At 48.3% G+C, this 25,394-nt stretch carries 22 protein-coding genes and 1 riboswitch; of the genes, 10 read left to right on the forward strand and 12 right to left on the reverse strand.

What is annotated here, in order from left to right:
• Entirely contained in the window at window positions 1–711 is a 711-nt protein-coding gene (dapD, locus tag ACYVR3_RS05535; protein ID WP_054736302.1) for a 2,3,4,5-tetrahydropyridine-2,6-dicarboxylate N-acetyltransferase, read from the reverse strand.
• Between the two features lie 50 nt (window positions 712–761).
• Window positions 762–2,075 carry a diaminopimelate decarboxylase gene (gene lysA, locus ACYVR3_RS05540; RefSeq protein WP_461243424.1) on the reverse strand — a complete coding sequence of 438 codons (1,314 nt, stop codon included), beginning with the start codon at window positions 2,073–2,075 and terminating at the stop codon, window positions 762–764.
• A 129-nt stretch (window positions 2,076–2,204) separates the two neighbouring features.
• A riboswitch (Lysine riboswitch) is annotated at window positions 2,205–2,384 on the reverse strand.
• 678 nt (window positions 2,385–3,062) lie between these two features.
• Between lysA and ACYVR3_RS05545 the strand changes: the two genes are divergently transcribed.
• Together ACYVR3_RS05545 and dapF are read left to right on the forward strand one after the other, a co-directional pair.
• Window positions 3,063–4,418: an aspartate kinase gene (locus tag ACYVR3_RS05545; protein ID WP_461243425.1), complete on the forward strand. Its 1,356-nt coding sequence runs from the start codon at window positions 3,063–3,065 to the stop codon at window positions 4,416–4,418.
• Between the two features lie 79 nt (window positions 4,419–4,497).
• Complete coding sequence (gene dapF, locus ACYVR3_RS05550; protein ID WP_461243426.1) at window positions 4,498–5,508, forward strand: diaminopimelate epimerase; 1,011 nt, start codon at window positions 4,498–4,500, stop codon at window positions 5,506–5,508.
• Window positions 5,509–5,951: 443 nt separating this feature from the next.
• Here dapF and ACYVR3_RS05555 read toward each other — a convergent pair whose 3' ends face one another.
• A complete protein-coding gene (locus tag ACYVR3_RS05555) occupies window positions 5,952–6,260 on the reverse strand; it encodes a DUF7671 family protein (protein WP_461243427.1) in 309 nt (102 codons plus the stop codon).
• An 8-nt stretch (window positions 6,261–6,268) separates the two neighbouring features.
• Complete coding sequence (locus tag ACYVR3_RS05560; protein ID WP_461243428.1) at window positions 6,269–7,309, reverse strand: lipoate--protein ligase; 1,041 nt, start codon at window positions 7,307–7,309, stop codon at window positions 6,269–6,271.
• Window positions 7,310–7,456: 147 nt separating this feature from the next.
• On the opposite strand from ACYVR3_RS05560, the gene ACYVR3_RS05565 reads away from it, so the two are divergent.
• Window positions 7,457–7,837 (forward strand): glycine cleavage system H family protein, encoded by a 381-nt coding sequence (locus ACYVR3_RS05565; RefSeq protein WP_461243429.1) that lies wholly within the window; start codon window positions 7,457–7,459, stop codon window positions 7,835–7,837.
• Window positions 7,838–7,994: 157 nt separating this feature from the next.
• Here the strand turns inward: ACYVR3_RS05565 and ACYVR3_RS05570 are convergent, their stop codons facing one another.
• Window positions 7,995–8,141 carry a hypothetical protein gene (locus ACYVR3_RS05570; RefSeq protein ID WP_162838529.1) on the reverse strand — a complete coding sequence of 49 codons (147 nt, stop codon included), beginning with the start codon at window positions 8,139–8,141 and terminating at the stop codon, window positions 7,995–7,997.
• A 745-nt stretch (window positions 8,142–8,886) separates the two neighbouring features.
• Between ACYVR3_RS05570 and ACYVR3_RS05575 the strand changes: the two genes are divergently transcribed.
• From ACYVR3_RS05575 to ACYVR3_RS05590, 4 genes are all read left to right on the forward strand, one after another.
• Window positions 8,887–9,957 (forward strand): carbamoyl phosphate synthase small subunit, encoded by a 1,071-nt coding sequence (locus ACYVR3_RS05575; protein ID WP_461243430.1) that lies wholly within the window; start codon window positions 8,887–8,889, stop codon window positions 9,955–9,957.
• Window positions 9,950–13,018, forward strand: coding sequence for a carbamoyl-phosphate synthase large subunit (gene carB / locus ACYVR3_RS05580; protein ID WP_461243431.1), 3,069 nt, complete (start codon window positions 9,950–9,952; stop codon window positions 13,016–13,018). The genes ACYVR3_RS05575 and carB overlap by 8 nt, the downstream gene beginning before the upstream one ends.
• Before the next feature lie 444 nt (window positions 13,019–13,462).
• On the forward strand, window positions 13,463–13,774 hold the full coding sequence (locus ACYVR3_RS05585) for an ArsR/SmtB family transcription factor (protein ID WP_461243432.1): 312 nt from the start codon (window positions 13,463–13,465) through the stop codon (window positions 13,772–13,774).
• Window positions 13,771–14,778 carry an NADP-dependent oxidoreductase gene (locus ACYVR3_RS05590; RefSeq protein WP_461243433.1) on the forward strand — a complete coding sequence of 336 codons (1,008 nt, stop codon included), beginning with the start codon at window positions 13,771–13,773 and terminating at the stop codon, window positions 14,776–14,778. Before ACYVR3_RS05585 ends, ACYVR3_RS05590 begins: the two co-directional genes overlap by 4 nt.
• A gap of 47 nt (window positions 14,779–14,825) precedes the next feature.
• Here ACYVR3_RS05590 and ACYVR3_RS05595 read toward each other — a convergent pair whose 3' ends face one another.
• On the reverse strand, window positions 14,826–15,797 hold the full coding sequence (locus ACYVR3_RS05595) for a hypothetical protein (RefSeq protein WP_461243434.1): 972 nt from the start codon (window positions 15,795–15,797) through the stop codon (window positions 14,826–14,828).
• 284 nt (window positions 15,798–16,081) lie between these two features.
• On the opposite strand from ACYVR3_RS05595, the gene ACYVR3_RS05600 reads away from it, so the two are divergent.
• Window positions 16,082–16,711, forward strand: a complete 630-nt coding sequence (locus ACYVR3_RS05600; RefSeq protein ID WP_461243435.1) for a hypothetical protein — start codon at window positions 16,082–16,084, stop codon at window positions 16,709–16,711.
• A 485-nt stretch (window positions 16,712–17,196) separates the two neighbouring features.
• On the opposite strand, the gene ACYVR3_RS05605 is transcribed toward ACYVR3_RS05600, so the two are convergent.
• Together ACYVR3_RS05605 and ACYVR3_RS05610 are read right to left on the reverse strand one after the other, a co-directional pair.
• A complete protein-coding gene (locus tag ACYVR3_RS05605; RefSeq protein ID WP_054736283.1) occupies window positions 17,197–17,808 on the reverse strand; it encodes a histidine phosphatase family protein in 612 nt (203 codons plus the stop codon).
• An 85-nt stretch (window positions 17,809–17,893) separates the two neighbouring features.
• Complete coding sequence (locus ACYVR3_RS05610; RefSeq protein ID WP_461243436.1) at window positions 17,894–18,265, reverse strand: DUF6483 family protein; 372 nt, start codon at window positions 18,263–18,265, stop codon at window positions 17,894–17,896.
• A gap of 433 nt (window positions 18,266–18,698) precedes the next feature.
• Between ACYVR3_RS05610 and serC the strand changes: the two genes are divergently transcribed.
• Both serC and ACYVR3_RS05620 read left to right on the forward strand, forming a co-directional pair.
• Window positions 18,699–19,775: a 3-phosphoserine/phosphohydroxythreonine transaminase gene (serC, locus tag ACYVR3_RS05615; RefSeq protein ID WP_461243437.1), complete on the forward strand. Its 1,077-nt coding sequence runs from the start codon at window positions 18,699–18,701 to the stop codon at window positions 19,773–19,775.
• 21 nt (window positions 19,776–19,796) lie between these two features.
• Window positions 19,797–20,984: a phosphoglycerate dehydrogenase gene (locus tag ACYVR3_RS05620; protein WP_461243438.1), complete on the forward strand. Its 1,188-nt coding sequence runs from the start codon at window positions 19,797–19,799 to the stop codon at window positions 20,982–20,984.
• A gap of 386 nt (window positions 20,985–21,370) precedes the next feature.
• Here ACYVR3_RS05620 and ACYVR3_RS05625 read toward each other — a convergent pair whose 3' ends face one another.
• The 4 genes from ACYVR3_RS05625 to ACYVR3_RS05640 all read right to left on the reverse strand — a co-directional run bounded on the left by ACYVR3_RS05625 (window position 21,371) and on the right by ACYVR3_RS05640 (window position 24,861).
• A complete protein-coding gene (locus ACYVR3_RS05625) occupies window positions 21,371–21,988 on the reverse strand; it encodes a uracil-DNA glycosylase (RefSeq protein WP_461243439.1) in 618 nt (205 codons plus the stop codon).
• A gap of 54 nt (window positions 21,989–22,042) precedes the next feature.
• Window positions 22,043–22,804 carry a matrixin family metalloprotease gene (locus tag ACYVR3_RS05630; RefSeq protein ID WP_461243440.1) on the reverse strand — a complete coding sequence of 254 codons (762 nt, stop codon included), beginning with the start codon at window positions 22,802–22,804 and terminating at the stop codon, window positions 22,043–22,045.
• Window positions 22,805–22,841: 37 nt separating this feature from the next.
• Complete coding sequence (locus ACYVR3_RS05635) at window positions 22,842–23,585, reverse strand: alpha/beta hydrolase (protein WP_461243441.1); 744 nt, start codon at window positions 23,583–23,585, stop codon at window positions 22,842–22,844.
• A 97-nt stretch (window positions 23,586–23,682) separates the two neighbouring features.
• Complete coding sequence (locus ACYVR3_RS05640; protein ID WP_461243442.1) at window positions 23,683–24,861, reverse strand: aminotransferase class I/II-fold pyridoxal phosphate-dependent enzyme; 1,179 nt, start codon at window positions 24,859–24,861, stop codon at window positions 23,683–23,685.
• Window positions 24,862–25,394 lie beyond the last annotated feature (533 nt).

Genomic DNA, 25,394 nt, shown 5'->3' on the forward strand with positions numbered 1-25,394 from the left:
TCACAACTTTCTTAAATCGTCTTCCAAGCCGGTCTTCGACTCAGTTTGATCATCAACATTCTTAACGAACCGGGCAGGTACCCCGGCAACCATCGTGTGTGGTGCAACGTCTTTGGTCACAATGGCGCCGGCCGCAACAACGGCCCCTTCGCCAACGTGAACGCCTTCGATCACAACAGCGTTCGCACCGATCAACACGTTATCGTCAACCCGAACTGGTTGGGCTGAAGCGGGTTCAACCACCCCAGCTAACACGGTCCCGGCACCGATGTGGGCGTGTTTTCCGACAATGGCCCGACCACCTAAGATGGCACCCATATCGATCATAGTATCAGCACCAATTTCAGCACCAATGTTGATCACGGCACCCATCATGATGACGGCGTTGTCGCCAATCAACACTTGGTCGCGAATCAAGGCACCGGGTTCGATCCGGGCGTTGATGCCCTTCATATCTAATAATGGAACAGCGGAGTTACGGGTTTGGTTTTCAACTTCGGTTTCGGTGATTTCGGCCTTGTGGGCTGCCAAGAACGGACTAACATCCGCCCAGTCACCAAACAGCACGCCAGTCTTCGTTTCAATGAAGGCTTTGATGCTTTCAGGGACGTCCAGGTTCGCAAGGTCCCCCTTGATGTAAACCTTCACCGGCGTTTTCTTTGGGGCGTTGCCAATAAAATCAATAATTGCTTGTGCGTCTAATTCAGCCATTTAGTTCTCCTCGTCTCTCTCGTTTAAATATAATAGGTAGTTTTTTATCGTTATTTTGCTTGGTAAGGTCGATCTAACCGCGTCAGGTCGGCGTATGATTCGCGTTCAACAACTAACGCTGATTCACCGTTTTCCACGAAGACCACTGCTGGCCGGGGGTTACGATTGTAGTTAGAAGCCATTGAGTAACCGTAAGCGCCGGTGTCTAAGATGGCCACCACGTCGCCGGGCTTCGTTGCTGGTAACTTGGCGTTGTCGATCAGGATGTCGCCAGATTCACAGTATTTTCCAGCCAAATGCACCGTTTCGGTTGGCTTTGCGGCTGGGTCGTTAGCTAGCACGGCTTCATATTCGGCTTGATACAAGGCTGGCCGAATGTTGTCGCCCATCCCACCGTCAACGGTGAGGTAACTTTGTAGGCCAGGAACGTCTTTGCGGGAGCCCACCGTGTACAAGCTGTAACCGGCAGGACCGGCAATCGAGCGACCTGGTTCGATCCAAACAGCTGGCATGTCTAAGCCACGGTCACTGGCGCTTTGCTTGATGGTCTTCACGATGGCGTCCACGAATGCTTCGGGGGCCAGTGGGTGATCATCCTTCGTATATTGAATCCCGAAGCCGCCACCAACGTTGATGACTTCTGGTTGGTAACCGAATTGGGCGTGCCAGTCGGCCGCAATCTCTACTAATTTATCCGCGGCCATTTGGAACCCGTTTAGTTCAAAAATTTGGGAACCGATGTGGGCGTGAATCCCAAGCATGTTCATCCGAGGGTTCGCTAACACTTGTTGAAGGGCTTTAGCAGCTTGGCCAGAGTTTAAATCAAAGCCAAACTTACTATCTTCTTGCCCGGTTGAAATGTATTCGTGAGTGTGCGCTGAAACCCCGGGGGTGATGCGCATCATTACGGCGGCGCTGGTATCGTGAGCTTCCAAAACAGCGTTTAAGAGTTCGATTTCGTGGAAGTTATCCAACACGATCACGCCAACGTGGTTGCTGACGGCCATCTCTAATTCTGCTTGGGACTTGTTGTTACCGTGGAAACTCACGTGGGCCATTGGAAAACCGGCTTGAATGGCGGTGTATAACTCGCCGCCGGAAACCACGTCGATGTGGGCGTCTTCTTGGTCGATCACTTGGTACATCGCAATCGTTGCAAAGGCCTTGCTGGCATAGCTGACGGCGTAATCAACGCCGTTATCTTCAAAAACGGATTTGAATCGCCGAATCTGATCACGAATCTTCGAGACATCGTATACGGCCAGTGGCGTTTGGTACTGGGCAGCAAGTTTCGTTGCATCTACACCGCCAATGGTTAAATGCCCTGCTTCGTTAATCTGTTGGTTCGTCAATTGTTCACTCATGTTGTGACCTCCGCTAATTGTTGTTTTTCACGCTAAATGCTGCCTAAGACGTCAAAAAAGGGATCCTTTTGTTTACGCTAAACAAAAGGATCCCCAAATATTATGATCACATCATTATTCGGTAGTATCATTTTCGATAGCGCCCCGCGGGGATATGCCCCGCGACAGTCCGTGATTTCTTAGACCACGTCCCAGCTAACCTACTGCTGTAACAGCAAGCGCTTCGGCGACCGCCCCTTTTGACCAGCTTCAACGTTCTTACAGAAACTCAGCTGATGGACTCATGTGGGTCGCAACCTCTTCGATTTACTTAAGAGTTTATAATGGTTTTCTTAGATAGTCAAGGGTAATTTTAATTTAGAGTGCGGAGCGAGGCGGTTAGAAGGTGGAGTATAAGGGCGCCTAAGTGAAACTGCCGGGCTTTGGCAGTTTTGCTTAGGCGCCCTTATATGCAACCTTCTGCCTCGCTCCGCACGTTTCGGCGTGGCAGCCAGAACGAACCAAAATCAGCAAACTTCACTCCAGTAATTGACCTGCGGAAATTAAAAGCCCCAGTAGCGCCGAAATTACATAACAGCAATACTCGTCGCCAGTACCCGTTTGGTGAGGAAAAGTCTAATCGAACTGGAACACTCTTATATGCAACCCTCTGCCCCGGTTTGCGCGTTTACTTTACTGAGTACACAGTCTCATTCCAACTACCATGCTGAAACGTGCGCAAGAAAAGCAGCGGGTCGCACGTAAGCCGGGTCAAACAAAACTACCAAGCCCAGCAGCTTCACTTACCCCGCCTTACACCCCACCTGCCAACCGCCTTTTTCACACTCTCGCAAAAAAACATTATTACTACTTACCCCCACCAAAACCCGCCCCACAATCCTCAAATAAAAGTTGCGAAACGTTTGGAAAATGTTAGAATTCAATTTAATTATTAACCGTTCGTGATAGTTTCGACTGGCACGTTAACGGACAAGGAGTGACTCGATAGTGAAAGTCGTTAAGTTCGGGGGCAGCTCATTAGCTGATGGCCCTCAGTTTCAAAAGGTAATTGATATTATGACCGCGGATGCAGATCGTCAAGTGATGATCACTTCAGCTCCCGGCAAACGGTTCGATGATGACATTAAAGTCACCGATCTTTTAATTAAATATGCAGAAGCAACGATTAAAAATTCAGATACGGCTGACGTCTTCGATCAAATTTTTGCCCGTTACGAAGCCATTGGTGACTTCTTCAACTTAACCGAAGACGACCTCGCCCCCATTTGGATGACGTTAAACGAACTGCCCACTCAGGATTATCCTGATGATAACTACCTGATGGCGGCTTTCAAGGCCCATGGCGAACGCTTGAACGCCCGTTTAATGGCCATTGTTTTGAACAAACTTGGCATTAACGCCCGCTTTGTGGATCCAAAAGAAATCGGCCTCGTGGTCAGTGATGAACCCAACAACGCCAGTGTCCTTCCTGAAACCTACGATAACTTCGCTAAGTTTACCTATGGTGATGAAAAGCTCATCTTCCCCGGCTTCTTTGGCTTTACTGAAGCCGGTCAAATCGCCACCTTCTCCCGTGGTGGCTCCGACATTACGGGCGCCATCGTCGCTCGTGGATTAAAAGCCGACCTCTACGAAAACTTCACCGATGTTGACGCCATTTACGCCGCCAATCCTAAAATCGTTGACCACCCACTAGCCATTCCAAAGATGACGTACCGGGAGATGCGGGAACTTTCCTACGCTGGTTTCTCAGTCTTTCACGATGAAGCCATCATTCCCGCCATTGAAGGTCAGATTCCAATCAACGTTAAAAACACCAACCGGCCTGAACTTCCCGGGACGTTAATCGTTCCCGAAACACAGGTCCACCCCACCCAAACTATCACCGGGGTTGCCAGTTCTAACCGGTTCGCAGCACTTTACCTGCACCGCTACCTGTTGAACAAGGAAGTTGGCTTCACGCTGAAACTGCTCCAAGTGCTCTACGCATACGGCGTTTCCTACGAACACATGCCTTCTGGGATCGATGATTTAACGATCATCTTTGATAAAACCCAACTCAACGATGATACGATTCACGCTATGTGTACCGACATCGAAGACGCGCTTCATCCCGATACCCTCGAATGGATCGATGATTACGCCATCATCATGGTGGTTGGCGAAGGCATGCGCAACAAGGTCGGTGCCATTGAACACATCGTGGCCCCACTGGTTCAACGTGAGATTGGCGTTCACATGATCAACCAAGGCGCTTCCCGGATTTCAATTATGCTGGGGACTCGCCAAGCAGATGCGAACGAAGCCGTTAAAGGCATTTATAACGAATTTTTCAACAAATAATAAGCTAAACACACGACAATGGCAGGTTAACCTGCTAGAATAAGCAACATTATTAATTACCCGATAAGGAGCGCTCACAATGGTGCAATTACGCAAGGTTCATGGTTCCGAAAACCACTTTTTCTTACTCGACCAAACCACGTTGACTCAAAAGCTGACCGACCCCGAACTGGTCGCTTTGGCCCAACAACTCACTAACCCCGCAACCGGGATCTTAGACGGCGCCGATGGTATCTTAGTTGTCGATGATTCCGAACACGACAACGTTTTAGGCCAAATGCGGGTCATCAACGCCGACGGCAGTGAAGCCTCAATGTGTGGCAACGGCCTGCGGACAGTTTCCCGGTATTTGTCAGAGAAATACCACACGAACCAGTTCAAGGTTCAGACGTTGACCGCTGACCTTCAAGTTAGCCGCCAAAGCGACTTGGCTGCACAGGTTCCCGCTTTTAGTGTTGAAATCTCACCCGTTCGCTTCAATCCCGAAGCCTTTCCGTTCCAAAACCTCGGCGATGGCGCTTTAATCGACACACCGGTGCCCGCTTTCGTTAGCGGTTTGAACTTCACCGCGATTGCCGTTCCTAACCCGCACTTGATCAGCTTTGTGACCGAAGATGGCATCAACAACGATGATTTAGGCAACTTGGGCACTAAGTTAAACCAGCCAAACGAGTACTTCCCGGACGGTGTTAACGTTAGCTTCGCCCAAATTCTAGGCAAGAACCAACTCTTCGTCCGGACCTTTGAACGGGGCGTTGGTTTCACAAATGCTTGTGGTACCGGCATGTCAGCGACAAGTTTAGCTTTCGCTATGACGCACGCCAACCTCGCCGACTTTGACCAACTAATTACCGTTTACAACCCAGGTGGGATGGTCAAGACTCGTGTTCACCAAACCGAAGATCGTTACTGGATCGACTTGATCGGCAACGCTACTGAAACGCACTTCATCGACGTTGACGAAGCCGAACTCCACGCTGCTAACGTCACCGACGCAACGACTGACGTTACCGAAACCACTGAAGAAGCGGCTTACTTGAAGTTTGTGGACTCATTACCAAAGGTTTCTAGCATTGCGGTTAAGAAGTAATTTTGAATAGATATGCAAAAGCACGTTACCGAATTAATTGTCGGTAACGTGCTTTTTTTGCTGTCGTTTGTGTCCAGCGTAAGTGTTGAGTGTGATTTGGGTGTTGGCTGTTTGTCATCGCTTCGCTCGCCAAAGCCGCATGAAAACCGGCGCTCTCAGGCTACAAAATTCGGCGCCACTTAAACTGTCATTTCTAGGGTTCCTGAAGCTGTAGAAGCCTGTCAACCACGCGCTTTCTGGCCACCACGCCGAATGGTGCTGCGCGAGACTGAGAGCTGCATGTAGGGGCACTTCGATAAAACCGCCAGGCCCGGGCGCTTTCACCGAAGTGCCCCTACACACCGCTCTCAACCCGTCTCGCTCCGCACACTATCACTGGACACAAACGACAGCAAAAAAAGCGTCAGCGATTACAATAATCACTAACGCTTTCATCAACTAAACTATACCAACTTACTCTGTGCCAGTTTCAGCACCGCATCCGCCACAGTTTCACTCGTAAATCGTTGCATCGGCGTGATGCCATGACGATCCTTGTATGCCACGGGATGGGTTGCAACTACGGCAACGCTCAAGCCGTTTTCGGTCAGGAAAACCTGCCCTAACTGTTTGAACTTGCCCTTGGTATGCCGGCCAGTTCGCCACGAATGTAACTGAAAGTCGGTTTGATCCTTAATGACGTACTGGCCACTCTGATCCTGTTCAACCGGAACGCCCACGTACTCACTAACGGGATACTTTGCTTTTGCCACAATGTCACCTACTGTTTATCAATTAAAATTTCGGCTACTAAGTCGCTTAACTCATCGTCGCTCAACAACTTACGTAACCACCGTTTATTGAGCTTAGCCGTTAAATCAGCGCTTGTCAACGGGGCATCAATTAGTTGGGCTTCAAGTTTATGCGCCAATTTTGCATCTAACAAGTCGCCGTAAACAGCAACCTTCGTAATCGTTTGGTCTGTGACCATCAAGTTAAGGGTCAAGTTACCAGCCGCAAACTGCTTGAAACGGTAGCGGTTGAAGCCCGGATTTTCGCCGTAATTCCAGTCCGCCGTCCGGTATTTCTCAGCTAACCGGGCATCGATGACTTTCCAGTCGTCATCCGTTAGGTGATAGGTTTCGATATCGCTTAGTTGGTCGACGTGGAACAACTTCAACAATAACTGCTCCTTGAAGCCTTCGCTATCGAGTTGTTGATATTCAGGTGCCAAATGCGATTTGATGTTTTCGATATCACTGCGGTTTGATTTGACCCACTTACCATTGATGCGATCTTCAACCGGATGCAGGGCTTCGCTGGCAGCCGCAATGTCCATATCAAACATCAACGTCCCCCCGGCGGCGTAGGCATCGCCCGCTTTCACCATTGTCATGCCAGTAAATTTATGGTTATTGACAACAAGGTCGCTGCGTCCCCGTAATTCAGCATCTGTTGCGCCTAGTTCATGCAACGCATTCAAGACAGGCATAGCAAAACTGCTGTAATCGCCCCACTTAGAACCGTCATCGGGATCCCCAACAACGATGTTTTCAAAAATCAGATTGCCCATATCATGGTAAACTGCTCCACCACCGGATGATCGGCGAACCAGTTCAATTTTGTTCTCCCGAAGGTATGGCACATTCACCTCGGCAAATACATTTTGGTTAACGCCAACGATCACTGATGGCGCGTTGATGTACATGATTAACCCGTGTCCGGGGAGTTTTAAGTCATTGATCAAGTAATTATCTAACGATTGGTTCACAATCGGATCGTAAACTGGTTGGCCATTTCGGCTAGTATCGATTAAAAACATGCGCGGATTCCTCCTGTATTTTCAGGTATCTAGCTCTATTCTAAAGTTTTTCGCGTGATTATGCCATGATTAATGTCAACCGCTTTCATAATTTGTGAAATCTCGGTATACTGATGGTAATAGAACATTTAGAGGGAGACGATCATTATGGCAACACAACCATCATTCTGGACAAAATTGGTTCAAAGCATTAAACGACTTTTTGGTGGCCAACCGGAATTTAAACCAACTGAAAAAGATGGCGTTTGGTACCAACAGGTTAAACCTGGCGTTATTCGGATGGGGATCACTGCGGACGCCTACCAAGACTTAGGCGATATTTCATTTATGGACTTCTCCTCACCAGATAACCAACTCGAAACTGGCGACGACCTGCTTGAGTTAGAGGGTGCCAAAGCCGTTGAAACTTTAAAGTCACCCATCAGTGGCACGATCATTGCGCGTAATAATGACCTGTTACAACAGACGGATCAACTGGGAAATCGAGCAATGAAGGATAACTGGCTGGTGGAAGTGCAAAGCGCATAACCCTAAAATCAGCGTTGCTTCAACTCAAAACGAGTTCGCCATTTTTCGAAATCGGCGGACTTTTTTTGTCACAACGCAACTAAAATCACACAAAAATCCGGTGATTACCTATCAGGTAACCACCGGATTTTTTAGTTATATCTTGAAACGACTCACGTTACTTTTCGTTTTCAAGCTTTTCAGCATCTTCGTCAATAGTTGCGAAGCCAGACTTGGTGCTCTTTGGCTTTGGGTGCTTTGCGCGCTCTTCTTCCGCTTTTTCGATCAATGCCTTACGTTGTTCCTTACTTAACTTGTTAGCCATTTAAATCGCGCTCCCTTACTATTTCAAAACTGTTAGGGCTTCCTAACAGTTCTTATGGTAGCACTTTTTTCGAGATTTGTTAAAAATATATGGCTGACTTAACGAAATGTTCATTAACTTTGCAGAATCGACAGACATTCTGCCTTTTTTAACTTAAATTCAGTTCCAAATAACTGTCACTTAACGCCCATTTTATCGCCATTGTCGCAAATATTTAGTTGTTCTCATCAAGTATCAAATTCGGAAAAAAATGACGTTGGTATCGTTGCCCTTTTTGCTTATCTACCGACTGTTTAAGTTGGAATCAACTTCCTTTTTAAATTAAAGCCGAATTAAATTACAATTCACCGCTAGTATTATTCGCAGTTTTGTTATAAAATCAATTCAAATCTGGAATTCAATCCGCGCTAAATTAGCAATATTCACAAAAAAATTATTGCATATGCAGTTTTTGCATAAATTAAAACGTGGTTGAAATAACTGATTTTTCCATTGTTTGTAAAAAATGCGATTGTATCAAGGTTTGAGAACGTTGTCACCCGTTGTTCACAGTTAAAGTTATGTTGGAATTAGTTAATCAATTAAGTTTATAACAATGCATATATTTAGTTAAAAACTTATAAATAACTGATTTTTACAGTTTTAATGCATAAACACGCTTGACATATTCTCATAATTCTCTTATCTTATACAAAAAGCAATTAACACCGTCCCGTGAGGCGGAAATTGAGGAGGTTATTCAAACATGAAAAAATATTTAACACTTGAGAACGGTGATCAGTTCATTGGAACTGCCTGTGGTGATTTAAGCAAAGAAATTAAAGGTGAACTTGTCTTCACAACCAGCATGGTCGGGTACCAAGAAACCCTCACTGACCCCTCATACACCAACCAGATTATTACATTTACCTATCCCCTTATCGGCAACTACGGCATTTCACTTCACGCAAATCAATCGCCGACCGTTGCCGCGTCGGCCGTTGTTATGCAAGAACTTGCATCAACGGTTTTTCATTACCAAAGTGTCATGACTCTCGATGAGTTCTTGAAAAAAGCCGGCGTTCCTGGGATTTCAGGTATCGATACGCGTCAATTGACGAAGATTATTCGGAAGCATGGGACGATGAAAGCTAGCTTAACCAATCAACCATTGGCCGCTAGCAGCTTTAACGCCACTCAATCCGTTGAATCGGTTGTCAAATCCGCAACCTTCTCAACCCCTCAGGCCGAAAAGCCTGACCACGTTGTCCTGATGGACTTTGGCGTTAAGACCAACATCGTGGAATCTCTTAAGAACTTTGGCGCCAACGTCACCGTTGTGACCCCAGACGCCAGTTTCGAATCTATTTCAGCCCTGCACCCAGATGGGATCTTACTCTCTAACGGTCCAGGCAACCCTGAGGATTTTGCGGACGCCTTACCAGTCATCCGTCAACTTCAAGACACCTACCCACTGTTCGGTATCTGCCTTGGTCACCAACTATTAGCCTTGGCTAACGGCGCCCGGACCTACAAAATGGTCTTTGGTCACCGTGGCATCAACCATCCCGTTAAGAACCTGTTAACTGGCGAAGTGGTCATCACTTCTCAAAACCATGGTTATGCCGTTGACGTTGACTCAGTTGAAGATACCCCACTCGAAGTGACCGCGCTTGAAATCAATGATAAGACCTGCGAAGGCCTGCGCTATCCGGGACGACCCGTCTTTTCAGTGCAGTACCATCCAGAAGCCGCACCTGGCCCACACGAAGCCACTCGGCTATTCAGTCAATTTATCGATTTAATGCACGCGAACGGGGGAGTAGAAAATGCCTAAAAGAACAGATATTAACAAAATCGTCATCATTGGTTCCGGTCCAATCGTGATCGGCCAAGCCGCTGAATTTGACTACGCTGGTAGCCAAGCGTGCTTAAGCTTGAAGGAGGAAGGTTACGAAACCATCCTCATCAACTCTAACCCCGCCACGATCATGACCGACGATGAAATCGCCGATAAGGTCTATCTCGAACCCTTGACGGTTGAGAGTGTCACTGAAATTTTGAAAAAAGAACAACCAGACGCCATCTTACCAACTTTGGGTGGCCAAACTGGTTTAAACTTGGCCGTTAAACTGGCTAAAACCGGTGTCTTAAAGGAACTCAACATCGAACTCCTGGGCACCAACTTACACACCATTAACCAAGCCGAAGACCGGGAAGAATTTAAGGCGTTGATGCATGAACTGGATCAACCCATTCCACCTTCGTTGACGGTTTACGATTTACAAGCCGGTTTAGACTTTGCCCATGAAATTGGCTACCCCGTTATCATTCGGCCAGCCTACACCTTGGGCGGTACTGGTGGCGGCTTTGCGAACAACGATGCTGAAATGACCACGGTGCTTAGTCGTGGTTTGACCATGTCACCTGAAACGGAATGCTTGATTGAAAAGAGCATCGCCGGCTACAAAGAAATTGAATTTGAAGTCATGCGTGACCATAATGGGAGTTCAATCATTGTGACTGGGATGGAAAACTTTGATCCCGTGGGTGTGCATACCGGTGATTCCATCGTGTTTGCCCCAACCCAAACGTTGACTGATAAAGAATATCAACGGCTCCGGGACGCTTCATTGACCATCGTGAACGCCTTGAAGATCGAAGGCGGCTGCAACGTGCAACTGGCCCAAGATCCTTATAGCGAAGCTTACTACGTGATTGAAGTTAATCCGCGGGTCAGCCGGTCTTCTGCTTTGGCTTCCAAAGCAACTGGTTACCCAATCGCCAAAATTGCGGCTAAAATTGCGGTAGGCTTGAACCTTGATGAAATCATCAACCCAATCACCCAAACGACTTACGCGATGTTTGAACCCGCTTTGGACTACGTGGTTGCTAAGATTCCCCGCTTCGCATTTGATAAATTCTACAATGCTGATCGGACTTTAGGGACCCAAATGAAGGCCACCGGTGAAGTCATGGCTATCGGGAGCAACATTGAAGAATCACTGCTCAAAGCTGTTCAATCACTTGAATTGGATGCCAAGATGCAAAACACCCTGTTGCCAGAAGATGCTGAAGGCAAGTCCTTAGACGAACTGCTGGCAAAGATTCCGGTCGATACTGACATTCGCTTGTTCGAATTATTTGCCGCCATCGCTAAGGGGGCAACGCTTGAACAACTTCACGATGCCACCAAGATCGATGAATTCTTCCTCATCAAGTTGTTCAACATCATGGACATGCAAAAGCAACTGGTGACTGGCATGTTGACCGCTGATCTTGTGCTTCAAGCGCAAAAGCTCGGCTTTGATGATGCCATGATCAAGGCGGTTAACCCGGTCAACGACCACGAGCTCAAGCAACTCCATGAGATGGCTGATCAACAGCTCGTCTACAAGATGGTTGATACTTGTGCGGCTGAATTTGAAAGCTTTACCCCCTACTTCTACAGCACGGTGGGCACTGAAAACGAAAGTAAGCCACTTGGTAACAGCATCGTTGTTATCGGCGCTGGTCCGATCCGGATCGGCCAAGGGGTTGAATTTGACTACACCACTGTTCACTCAGTTAAAGCCATTCAATCTGCTGGTTACAACGCCATCATCATCAACAACAACCCTGAAACGGTGTCCACCGACTTCTCGATTTCAGATAAGCTCTACTTCGAGCCACTGACGATCGACAGTGTCATGAACATCATCAACCTGGAGCAACCAATCGGTGTCATTGTCCAATTCGGTGGTCAAACGGCCATCAACTTGACCCAGGAACTGACCGACCGTGGTGTTCACATCTTAGGGACGTCAATGGACGGCATCGAACAAACCGAAAACCGGCACGATTTCGAAGAACTGTTGATTGCTAAAGGCATCGCCCATCCAAAGGGTGATACCGCAATGAACATGGAAGAAGCGCACCACATCGCAACCGCTTTAGGCTACCCAGTCCTCGTTCGGCCAAGTTTCGTGCTTGGTGGTAAAGGGATGGCCATCGTTCATAATCAAGATGAATTGAACGATTACCTCATCCCCGCTCTGAAGAATAGCGGCGGCCAACCAATCTTGGTTGATAAGTACATCCATGGGACTGAATGTGAAGTTGATATCCTGAGTGACGGCGATCAAGTCTTCATTCCAGGAATCATGGAGCATTTGGAAGGCGCTGGGGTCCATTCAGGTGATTCAATCGCCATGTACCCACCACAGCATTTAACCGATGCTCAAAAAGCTGAAATCGTAAAGATTGCCACTCAAATCGGTGAATCCGTTCACTGTGTCGGCATGATGAATATTCAATTCATCGTGGCAGACCAAGTCTACGTCATCGAAGTGAACCCACGGGCTTCTCGGACGGTGCCATTTATGAGTAAAATCACTCATAAGCACTTAGCACAACTGGCGACCCAAATGATCATCGGCAAGTCACTTGCTGAAATTGGTCTTGAACCCGGTTTATTCCCAGAACCAGACAGCGTTTACGTTAAAGCACCCGTCTTCTCATTTGCGAAGTTACCTGGTGCCCCAACCGCGTTGAGTCCTGAAATGAAGTCAACTGGTGAAGACCTCGGTCATGGTAAGACTCTGGGAGAAGCACTTCACCGGGCCTTCTTCGATAGCTATCACTTTGATAGCCATGTCACTGGTCCAATCATGGTGACGCCAACGGATGCTAAGAATACCGAGTTAATGGACGCTTTGGCTTCCGCCGGTTACCCGCACACCGTTTACGAACTTGACCAAGCTTGGCCAGACGACCTTGCCTTCGTGCTTGCAACTGAAGACGAATCTGACTTGGCTAAACAGTTAACGACTCGGGCTTTGAGTCATGAAGTGACCTTGTTTACTGCGCAGGATACGGCAGCTGCTTTGGCGACTGTACCTAGTGTGGAAAGAGCTTAGATTAAAGATAACTAGTTAACTAGCAATATAAATAGACCATCTGATTGACCCTTTGGGGGTTGATTGGATGGTCTGTTTTTTTGTAAATGGCTGTTGTGTCCTTGATCCTTGAAGCTGGTCAGCCTTTGTTCATTGCTGTTCTTGAGTCTAAACGTGTTCCGAAAAACTGAAAGCTGCACGTAATGGGCAACCCGTTTTTCTCCACACTCTCTGCTCATTGCTGTCACCTAGCCTAAACGTGTTTCACAAAGCAGAGACTTGCACCTAAGCCACTCCGACCACAAACCCCAAAAACCGGGGTTTCTGGTCGGAGTGGCTTAGGCTCCAGTCTCTAACCGCTTTGTTCCACACTCTCTTACATCCATCTCGAATTTCTTTCCCAATATAGCTTTTCCCTACCAAATCGGCTATACTCGGTTCAAGTTGATGAACGGAGTTGATATTTTGAACCAATTACTTGCAGCATTTAACCGTAGTCGCCCTGCCCTGACCGCGATTGGTGATCCCAGTCGTCAGGCAATCATTGCCGCTATGACCGCTGCTGGCTGTCATAACGGTCAACGGGTTGGCGACTTAACGAAAGCCGTTAACCTTTCTCGACCAACCGTGTCGCACCACATTAAATTACTACGTGAAGCTGGCATGGTCCGCCTTGAAAAAGTTGGCACGAAACACTACTACTATCTCACCATGGCAGACAAACTCGATGATATGACCCAACTACTCGCTACCCTCAAGGAGGCCCTAAAGTATTGAAAGCTTACACCATTTCAAAATACGGTAAACAACCGTTAACACTAAGTGAACTACCAGTCCCTGTTCCAACCAACAATCAGGTACTCGTCAAAATCAACGCGGCCAGCGTCAATCCAATTGACCTGAAACGCAAACACGGCGACCTTCGCACGATTATGGCGACTCAATTTCCATTAACGCTTGGCCACGATTTTGCGGGTAAAGTCATTCAAACTGGTTCAGACGTTCAACGTTTCAAGGTTGGCGACCGAGTATTTGGCAAACTTCCCGATGACCACATTGGTAGTTTTGCTGAATACGTAACTGTTGAAGCCATTAATATTGCGCGAACTCCAGCCGAACTGAGTGACGTTCAAGCGGCCGCAATACCATTAGTCGGTCTAACCGCTTATCAGGCGCTTCACGATTATCTGAACGTTCAACCCGGTCAAAGCGTCTACATTCCAGCCGGCTCTGGTGGGCTAGGCAGTTTAGCAATTCCCATTGCCGCTGCACTCGGTGCTGAAGTGACGACGACTGCCAGTCCTAAAAGTGTTGATCGTTTAAAGGCGCTTGGCGCAACGACCGTCATTGATTATCACCAGCCTAATTTCTTAACGCAACTGGGTGCCTTTGACGCTGCCTTCGACCTTCGCGGTGGTCAAGAACTTACGGCAACCTTTGACCACGTTAAACCGGGTGGTCACATCGTCACAGTCAACGGTTTCCCTAACCGCGCCTTCCTAAAGGACCAAGGCGATTACTACCAACTCAAAGCGCCGATGCGGTTCCTGCTGAAACTACTCTCAGGCCGTCTTGATAAAAAAGCAAAACAACGTAACATTGATTACCGTTTCATGTTGGTTAAATCCAGCGGGGCACAACTTGCTGAGTTGACCGATCTCCTGACAACCAACCACGTTTTGCCAACTATCGACCAAACCTTTACTTTTGATCAAACGCAAGCCGCACTCGATTACGTTGCGAGCGGTCACGCTACTGGTAAAGTGGTGATCACACAATAAAAGCGTTAGCCAACTCCCAGATTGGGCGTTAGCTAACGCTTTTTTCGTTATTTTTTAACCGTTACACCGGTCGTATTGGCCTGATCAAACGCCATGACCGACTGATCATTACTCGTTCGTGTCAGCAGTGCTCCCGCATCCTTAGCGTCATCGTCATCATCAGTTTGCTTCTTCTCCAAGTAGCCAACGTACTGATCCACGATTGAAAGTGGTTTTTTCGTCAGGTGTTTGTAAACCACCGGCGAGCCTTCCGTTGTCACAAAATAATCTGACATCGGTTTAATGGTGGCGAGTTGACCCGATTTCAAATACTGCTTTGCCCAAGTTGAACTATCCGCCAACTGTGCAAAATAGCTATCGTAATCGTGGTGCCGATAAACCATCTGTTCCCCCACCACTTGGCCCTGTTTCTTCGTTACCGTGATTTTTAGGGGTTGTGGCGTCGGTTTCTGGTACTGGGCTGATTCAATTTTGAGTCGGCGATCTTTTAACGCACTCATCACAAACTTGGTGGCCTTTTTTTCCGTAGTTGTGAGGGGTTTCGTTGTAACGGACTCACTCGACGAATCCGCTGACGAAGAGTCGTCCCCCACCGCTGGATCCGGAACCCGCGTCGTCGTTGGATGTAGCGTCTGGGCGAGTTCATCATAAGTTGACGTATTTGCTGCATAGGCTGCATCCCGTTTCAAGGTGTAGGACCGCTTATCCAAGCGTTTCGCAAGCGCGATAATCTGACTATCACTTTTGTGGTAGAAGTTTGGCAACGTATAATTGCTCGTCCGATAAACGGTTCCCTTACCGTTTTGGGTCACGATAATGTAGGCAACTTTACTATCACTCGTCACGTTTGATCCGGTCGTTTCATACCAGATTCGTGGTGTCTTGGATTGCGCGTCTTGCGCAAAATTAACCGTTTTTTGGTTGTTCATTTCTTTGGTAGCGGAAGTCCCACACCCCGCAAGCGTCAGCCCCAACAGGCCTGCCATGAGTGCGAATTGCCAGCGTTTCAGATGATGCATCAAAAAACATCCCCTCGTGTTATGTTAAGGGTTATTATACCTTGTAAGCATCACAAATACCCACTCATTCCGATTACATTTTTGTAACACTGTTGTCGACCCGTCAATAGGACTAATTGAAACCTCAGCGCTAGAATTTATCACGTCAAATAACGACTAAATTCAGATATAGTATGACATTTCGAGCTAAGTGTTCTATATTGACAACGCTTTCATAACCTGCGAAAATTAGGGTGGAGCGTGAACTGAATCACAGCTCATTCAACCCCATGGGAGGGATAGACATGATTAAAGATAATGACCCAAAAACCGTTGCCCGTCAGGTTCAATTAACGCTTTGGCTCCTCATCCATGCACCACAGCACCTTGCCATGGATGAGTTGATTGCCACTCTAGCGACTGATTCTGAGACCCTGCGTCATGATATTAACTGGATATCAAGTTATCTGTCACAATTCGACCTCGTTGTAGAACCCGCTGAAGACCAAACAGTTGCGGTTTACGGTCGGGAAAACAATATATTTAGAGCAACTATCGAACTACTCAGTACGCAAACCAAACCGGGAAAATTAACGACAAGTTTCCCAGTAAAAGATACGCGTATCGAACAACAACTTACGGAACAACTCGATAATTTAAGTTTGATCGACTCAATCAACGAAAGCGGCATGCAGGCCCTCTACCTATACCTGTGGACGTTAGCCATGCGCTACCAATACGGCGTTGTAAAGCGCCCCGCATTGGCTACCCTGTTCACACCGGAACAACTTGCCTTAATCGCTGCCGAAACCAAAACCCACCATTGGTCACAAAAAACCGTCGAACGGATCGAAAGTGATTTACCAAAGGATCACGATTTACCCGTTGTTGAGAATTATTTGTTGACGTTACGGGTTTGGTTGTATACGCATTAGGACAGAGTGTGGAGAAAAACGGGTTGAAAGCGGAGCGTAAGGGGCAACCGACAGAAAGTCGTGGGCTTTCGACTTTGTGTTGGTTGCCCCTTACGTGCAGCTTTCAGTTTTTCGGAACACGTTTCGGCTTGAGGACAGCACTGCAGCGTAGTAACTACCAACATAACTACCAAAACAAACCACATCGGTTCATCCAGATGTAGTTTGTTTTTTATTCTATTCAATAATTCTCACTAAGCTCACTTAGCACTTCTGGCGACGCTCATTCCGGCAACTTCATTTTCGACACCATTAAGGCTTTAGCGTCCGCAAATTTGCTACTTAGTGAAGTCGACCGACAAAACCGATTTCAGGCCACCGCGCCGAAACGAGTTCCGCAGGGCAACGTGCTATGTGTAAGGGGACTTAGGTAAAACCCCAGACCCGGGGCTTTCACCTAAGTCCCCTTACACGCCGCACGCTAACCGCCCTGCTCCACTCTCTGGCTACTTCACCCGATTATAATACCAAACATAATACCGCCCATCGATCAAACTGATCTTCGTTAGACTAGTATTTTCCGGCTCCGGCAACGCCATCACTGATTCTGGTTTCAAGGCTGCTAACACTGCCGCCTTGACCGTAAAGCCGTGCGTCACCACGATGAATTTGCCATCCGGATCTTGCTTGGCGTAATCCTGCATCACGGCATCCGCGCGTTCTTCCACGTGTTTGAAGCTTTCGCCGTTTTCTGTCAAATCAACGTACGTTGGCAACACATCGTGCAACACGGGATCAAACACTTCACCGTGGTCGGCTTCCAGATCCGCATTCTTTTGACCATCCCAATCGCCATACGAGATCTCTAGCAAGCGGATATCTTCCGTCACTGGTAACTGCGCCGTCTGGTTTAACACTTCAGCAGTGCGCTTCGTTCGCGTTAAGGGACTTACGATCACCCGGTCAGCAAAACTGATATCAAAGTTATCATGCAGGTGCTGTGCTTGCTGTTCACCAACCTCGTTCAAATACGTGAGTTCGGTGTTGATCGTCCCCTGTTTCAATCCCAGTGCGTTTGCCTTGGTCTGGCCATGGCGAATAAAGTAAAAGTCAGTCATGTGCGTCTCCTCGTCTTCTCATTTTTAATCATTATCGCACAGGTTGCGATGTTCTGGGTCAAAAATTTAAAATTGAACTCAACCGCTACGACTCACGTAGTTTAGCCAACTGCTTTAACCCGGCAACAATGGCCGCCTTCGAATACCCACCGGCTTCAAGTTGCGCTTCAGGAATTCCATTCACCGTATCATAAAACCAAACGCCTAACTTCATAAAATCCGCATCGGCCATCGCGTACTGAACCGATAACAATCGATCCGCTGCCTTGGCGTACTGGTGCTGATCAATCAATAGCTGAATTTCCTTTTGGTATGGCAAGGCCTTGGTGTCTGGTTGCGGAAACACCACTTCAAACTGTGGGTCATTGCCCTTGCCGCCTGAAAGCACGTACCCAATGCCGTAAGCAATCTGCTTGATTTGTTTTAAGATCCAATCGTCGTCTTCACCACGCTGCATGGTTAACGCCTCCTCGTGTGAGTTGTCTAATTACACTTAGTTTAGCATGTTTTGAACTCAGTAACTGGCCGCATGCGTCGTGACACCAATTTTCAATTTGACTTTGCCGTTACCTAGCGACCGCCAACGCTTCCCTACTACCCATTTTGAAACCGTTTTGCATGACACGCTTGACTTTCCTGTTTGCTTCTGTTAAATTTTAATTAAAGAAATTAAGGAGGCTATTTACGATGACAACATTTAACTTAAATATGACAACATCCTCCTCCTGGTCTACAGCAGAATCCGTGTAGACCCCTTTTGTAACGCCTTAAAAAGGTCTCACATGGATGAAACATTTTCTCTGTGAGACCGCTAAACGCTTGTAAACTAGCGCCCTCACAGGACTGACTGTGGGGGCTTTTATTTTGAACTTAATTGGAGGAATCAGGTTATGCCCGTTTATAATTTCGCCGCTGGTCCGGCAACGTTACCCAATGAAGTAATCACTCAGATCCAACAAGAACTCCCTTCCATCAACGGAAGTGGCATGAGTATTTTGGAAATCTCTCATCGAACTCCCATGTTTGACGATATCATTAACACGGCCAAGCAAGACCTCCGTGATTTGCTTGCCATTCCTGATAATTACGAAATCATGTTCTTTCAGGGCGGCGGTACCGGTCAGTTTGCGGCGGTCCCACTTAACTTGGCAACTAAGCACCACCGGATTGCCTTGCTAGATAGTGGTCACTGGGCTGCCCGCGCCGGTGACGAAGCTGCCAACCTTGGTTTCACCGTTGATACGCTGGCTTCCACGAAGGACACCCACTATGACCGGTTACCACAACTGACAGCCTCATTGCCAGATGACACCTACGATTACCTGCACATCACCACCAACAACACCATCGAAGGAACGGCCTACCGTGACCTGCCACAAACTACCGGTACTAAGCTAATTGGTGACATGTCTTCCAACATCATGGCCCAGCGCTATAACGTTGCCGACTTCGACCTCATTTTCGCTGGCGTTCAAAAGAACCTTGGCCCGGCTGGGGTGACATTGGTCATCGTCAAAAAGGACCTCATTAAACCAGTTGAACACATTCCAAACATCCTCAACTACAGCCTGTTTGCCAAGAAGAATTCGATGCCAAACACCCCACCAGTCTTCGCCATCTACGCCACTGGCTTAACCCTTAAGTGGCTTAAGGAACAGGGCGGCGTTGACGAAATGCAACGGCGTAACGAAAAGAAGGCCAGCCTACTCTATGACTTCTTAGATAACTCAAAACTCTTCAGAAGCACGGTTATCGCACCGGACCGGTCACTCACCAACGTGCCATTCGTGACTGGCGACCCTGAACTAGACAAAGCCGTTATCGCCGACTTAACTGACAACGGCCTGCTTAACTTGAAGGGTCACCGAAGCGTCGGTGGTCTTCGCGCCAGTCTTTACAACGCCATGCCATTTGAAGGCGTTCAGGCCCTCGTTAACGAACTCTACAAATTCGAAAAAAATCACTAAATTCATCAGGAGGAACTTCCCATGCCCCAAATTAAACCCTACAACGTCAAAACTTACAACGCTATCGTTCAAGCCGGTTTAGACCGCTTTGCTGACCAGTACACCATCAACCAAACCGATGATGCCGATGCCTACCTCATTCGGTCAGTCGATTTACACGATCACGATTTTCCAAAACACCTCAAGGTCATTGCCAGAGCCGGTGCCGGATTTAACAACATTCCCCTCGATAAAGCAACGGCTAACGGGACTGCCGTTTTCACCACACCCGGTAGTAACGCGAACGCCGTTAAGGAACTGATGATTGCCATGTTCATCGCCGCTTCTCGAAACCTGTTTGCGGCCGCTGATTACGCTGCTCAAAACAGCGGTGCTGATATTTCAAAGCGAACTGAACGCGACAAGACCAAGTTTAACGGTCAAGAACTTCTCGGTAAAACCCTCGCCGTTATCGGTGTTGGCCACGTCGGCTCACTCGTCGCTAACGCCGCCAGCAACCTTGGCATGAAGGTCATTGGTTACGACCCTTACCTCTCGGCAGACGCTGCATGGCGGATTTCGACCTCGATCGAACGGGCGGCAACCCTAGAAGAAGCATTGAAAAATGCCGATTACGTTACCGTTCACGTGCCTAAGAACGAGGAAACGACCGGCATGATTGGCGCCGAACAGTTTGCGGCTATGAAACCAGGTGTGACGGTCTTCAACTTCGCCCGTGGCGGCATCGTTAACAACACCGAAATGGTTAAAGCGTTGGATAACCACCAAGCAGTCGGCTACTACACTGACTTTGGGAGTGATGAGATCCTCAACCGTGATGACGTCGTCGTTACGCCACACATTGGTGGGTCAACCGGTGAAGCCGAAACCAACGGTGCCGTTCAAGGTGCTGAAACGATCATGACCTTCTTGGAAACCGGGAACGTCCTCAACAGTGTGAACTTACCTAACCTCCAAGTGCCATTCGTATCACCTTACCGTATCACCATCATGCACAAAAACATCCCAAACATGGTTGGCCAAATCGCAACCGTGTTAGCCAATGCCAACATCAACATCGAAAGCATGAGCAACGCCGCCAAGGGTGACGTCGCCTACACCATCATCGATGTCAATCACCTCCAACACGAACAAGACACCGACCTCCGCGAACGCCTCAGCAAAATCGACGCGGTGTACCGCGCTCGGTTGCTTAAAAATAACCTGTAATGCCAAAACGGCTTACCTGCTCTGATGATCAGAGCTGGTAAGCCGTTTTTTATTATCGTTTGTGTCTAGCAATAGTGTGCGGAGCGAGGCGGTTAGAAGGTGGAGTGTAATCCCGACCCAGCGAAGCTACCGGGTTTGGTAGGTTGGCTGGGTCGGGCTTACATGCAACCTTCTGCCTCGCGCAGCACCATTCGGCGTGGTGGCCAGAAAGCGCGTGGCTGACAAGTTTCTATAACTTCAGGAACCCTGGAAATAACAGTTTAAGTGGCGCCGAATTTTGTAGCCTGAGAGCGCCGGTTTTCGTGCGACTTTGGCGAGCGAAGCGATGACAAACAGCCTTCACCCAAAAGCCACCCAATGCTTACACTGGACACAAGCGATAGTAACTAACCCTCAATAATCTGCTTCAACTTCGCCAAATCGGCTTCCGCCACCGCAGCCATATTCGGAAACCGACGAACATACGACGGATGGTACAACGCAACGATGGGATAGGTGCGTTTCGACCATTCATATTCAGTGCCGTTCCAGACTTGAATCGGTGCGTGCAACAATTCACCGTGAACGTCACCGATTTTAACAGTGTTCCCTAACAATCGCTGTAACCCGGTATTGCCTAACCCAATCAGTAAGTCGTGGCCTTCAGGTAAATGCGATAGTTCATAATCCAGTAATGGCGCAAAATCATGTTCCTCTTGCTTAGTTGGCTTCCGGTCGCTTTTACGTCCTGCTTTTTCGGTAAATGGCCGCGAACGAACAGCCGCCGTGAGGTAAACGTTTTTGCGCGTTAACCCCAGTTTGGTTAACCAGTCGTCTAAAGTCTTACCCGCTGGTCCCATAAACGGATGACCCGTTTCAGCTTCCACGCGTCCCGGTGCTTCGCTGACGACCGTGAAGACTGGACTAAACGTGCCTTCGCCGGGGACAACGCCCTCCAAGCGCTTATTCATAATCATAATTTCGTGTGCCTGTTGCATCATATCAGGTGTAAAAAACGTTGACATAATCGTTCCCTCTCCCACTCAAAAAGCCCGGTATCCTACCGAGCTCAATTTTAATCAATCTAATAATTTTAACGCTAATTGGCCGCGTTTGACATCCGTTACACTCAACGGATTGGCCCAAATCTGATCCTTGATCACAGCCGCATACTGGTAAATATCAGAGAACCCAACACCAGCGTACATCAGATCCGTTTGATTCTTGGAATGTTGCAGTCCCAGCACGTGGCCGAGTTCATGGGTCAAAATCCGGGCGTACTCGACGTTGCGAGCAGTTGTCGTTGCAGTGTCGTCAATTGCAGCCGTCACCTTTGCGAGGTCGGGTCCCGCTTGGCGGACGTAATTTTGCTTCATGTATTTGTTAATCGCCTGCCACTCCGTTTGGTAGTGCAGGTTATCGATCGACAACGTCTGGGTCGTCGGTTGCCACCAAGCCAGCTCCTCATTCGTTTTGACTTGGCGATTGATCACCTTCACCGTCAGGGTATGGTGTTTCTTGGTGCCCTTATAAAATACCGGTGACGCCAACTGCTGATTCCAGTTCTTCATCGCCGCCTTAAGACTCTGGGACAGTGCCTTAGAGTGCGTCTGATTATAGATCCAAACGCGCCCGTGGCTATCAAAAGCGGTCTGGTAATCATCGCTTAACCCATAAGTCGTCTCATAGTACGTCTCATGAAGTTGGTAGAAGTTCGACGCGTGTGCCAACACCGTTTTATTGGGTGTTGGTGTCGTCGAACGGGACTTGGCACTCACCTGAACCTGTAAGCCAGTGCCAACGGTAATCAATGTCGTTAGTAGTATCAGCCAGCGGTGCATGACAATCCCCCCTACCGGTGTTGTCGATCAGTGACAGTTAAACGTGTTGTTGCAAAAATGCAATGATGTCGGTGGCCAGTTGCCGTCCCTGTGGACTATACGTCATCACGTGGGGCGCGTCTGGATACGACTTAAACGTAACGGGCGCCGTTCGCTTCAAATCATCAGCTAGGCGCCGACCCAAAGTCGGATCTAATAACTCATCAGCTTCCCCCTGAGCCACAAATACCGGCTTAGTAAGGCCATCTAAGGCCGCTTTAACCGGAACTGTGTAGTCAGAGATCGACTGCAACATCGCTTTAATGTTAGCGGTGAGGTACGTCATCTTCGTTTCAAGCTCATCAGTAGGCGTTCCCGCCTTCTCGTAAGCAACCCGACTCCGTTGCAAAAACGATGCCGCAACGTTGGTTTTATCCACTGGAAACAGCGGTGTATCAATTGTACCACCGGCAACCACATCATCTAACGTGGCCAACGCTTTCATCGCAAACAGGCCACCTAGCGATTCACCGAATACCGCGATTCGATGGTGCCCAGCGTCTTCTAGCTGTTGGACCGCCGCCACTGTATCTTGCCACCACAATTCAGGATTCCCCCGCAAAAAAATCTGTTGCGGATCCGGTGTCCCGTGACCGCTAAAGACCGGTCCTAACACCGTGTAGTTCGCCTTTTGTAACGTTCTGCCCAGCACCCGGACATCCGTTTGCGTTCCTGAGAACGTGTGTAACAAGATTACCGCCGCGTCACCGCCTTCAAAGTAAAAGGGTTGTGCAACTGCCATATGACCACCGCCTGTTCTGTGTTATCGTTTCCATCTCCTTATAGTTTACCCTAGATTTGACGTTGCCACAAAGATTATCGCCGACCTTTAACATGATTTAACTTTCGGTATTTTGCGCAACGTAATCCTTAATTCGTGTGATGGCCTTCTTCAGATCCTCGGTGCTGGCAGCGTAACTTAACCGAACGTAACCCTCACCGCCAGGGCCAAATGACGCTCCGGGAATCACGGCAACCTTCGCGCGTTTCGCTAAGTCGTAGCAGAACGCCACACTGTCCTGTTCCAGTTGTGCTGGAATCTTGGCAAATAAGTAGAAGGCACCTTTAGGACTCGCGCACTCAAAGCCGGCTTCCTGAAGTCCCTTCAACAATAGGTCACGCCGTTGTTGGTAAATCTGGCGCATGGCCTGCCCGTCATCCGGACCATTCTTGAAGGCTTCCTCTGCAGCGGCTTGGGCATTCGCAGTCGCTGAAGTAATCGCGAATTGGTGGACCTTCGCAATTTCTCTGATCACGTCAACTGGCCCACAAATCAACCCGATCCGCCAGCCAGTCATCGCGTGCGACTTAGAAACGCCATTGAGTAAAACGGTCTGTTCAGGCAAAATACTTCCCATCGACACGTGCGTTTCACCATACGTTAATTCCGAGTAAATTTCGTCGCTCAAACAGAAAATATCGTACTGCTTGATGACATCAGCCAACTTCTGCAAATCTTCACGGCCGTACGTTACCCCAGTTGGATTGGTCGGGAAGTTGAGGACAACCGCCTTCACCGTATCCCGATTCGCTTCAATTGCCGCTTGAAGCTTCTCTGGTGACAAAATGAACCCATCATCAGAAGTATCAACGAACACCGGTTTAGCCCCATTTAAAATCGTAACGGGGATGTATTGTGGGAAGATGGGCGTTGGGATGATGACGGTGTCGCCAGGGTTTAGCATCGCGGTCAACGATGAGAAGATGCCTTCCGTCGCCCCAGTCGTGACTAAGATTTGGGTGTCCTTGTCGTAGTCCACACCGTATTTTGCCTTCAAAAAGCCAGTTGCGGCTTCTCGTAGGCCTTCAGTACCGCGCGAGTCCGTGTAATGACTTTCGTTGTTTTGGATACTCTCAATGGCCGCCTGTTTCACGTGCTCTGGTGTGTTAAAATCCGGTTCCCCTAACGTTAATTTGACAATGTCTGGAATCGTGGCGATTTCAGCGTTGAATTTCAAAATCGACGATGGTTGAATCTGGTTTAATTCCTGTTTCATGGTCTCTGATAATTGGCTCATACCTAACACTCCTTTAAATTAAAAACCGCCCGTTCAGCCAAAATAGACTGAACGGGCGGTTTGGTTTTAGCGCCCACGCAGTCATCCCTGACCTGCGTGGGCCGTTAGCATTCATCACAAAACGCTTTTGGCTCTTAACAGGTCAGACCTGAAAAAACCAAAAGTAAAATCGACTAGTCAATTGGGCAACTGGTAACTTAATCATAACGTAGCCTCCGAATAGATGATGCCTTAATCATACCCGTTTGTGAAGACTGTTGCAAGTGTGGTTTTGAGCGTACGTTTGTGTCCAGCGTAAGTGTTGGGTGTGATTTGGGTGTTGGCTGTTTGTCATCGCTTCGCTCGCCAAAGCCGCATGAAAACCGGCGCTCTCAGGCTACAAAATTCGGCGCCACTTAAACTGTTATTTCCAGAGTTCCTGAAGTTGTAAGAACTTGTCAACCACGCGCTTTCTGTCCACCACGCCGAATGGTGCTGCGCGAGACTGAGAGCTGCATGCAAGGCGACATCGGTAAACCCGCCAGGCCCGGGCG

This window comes from Secundilactobacillus muriivasis, assembly GCF_054785195.1.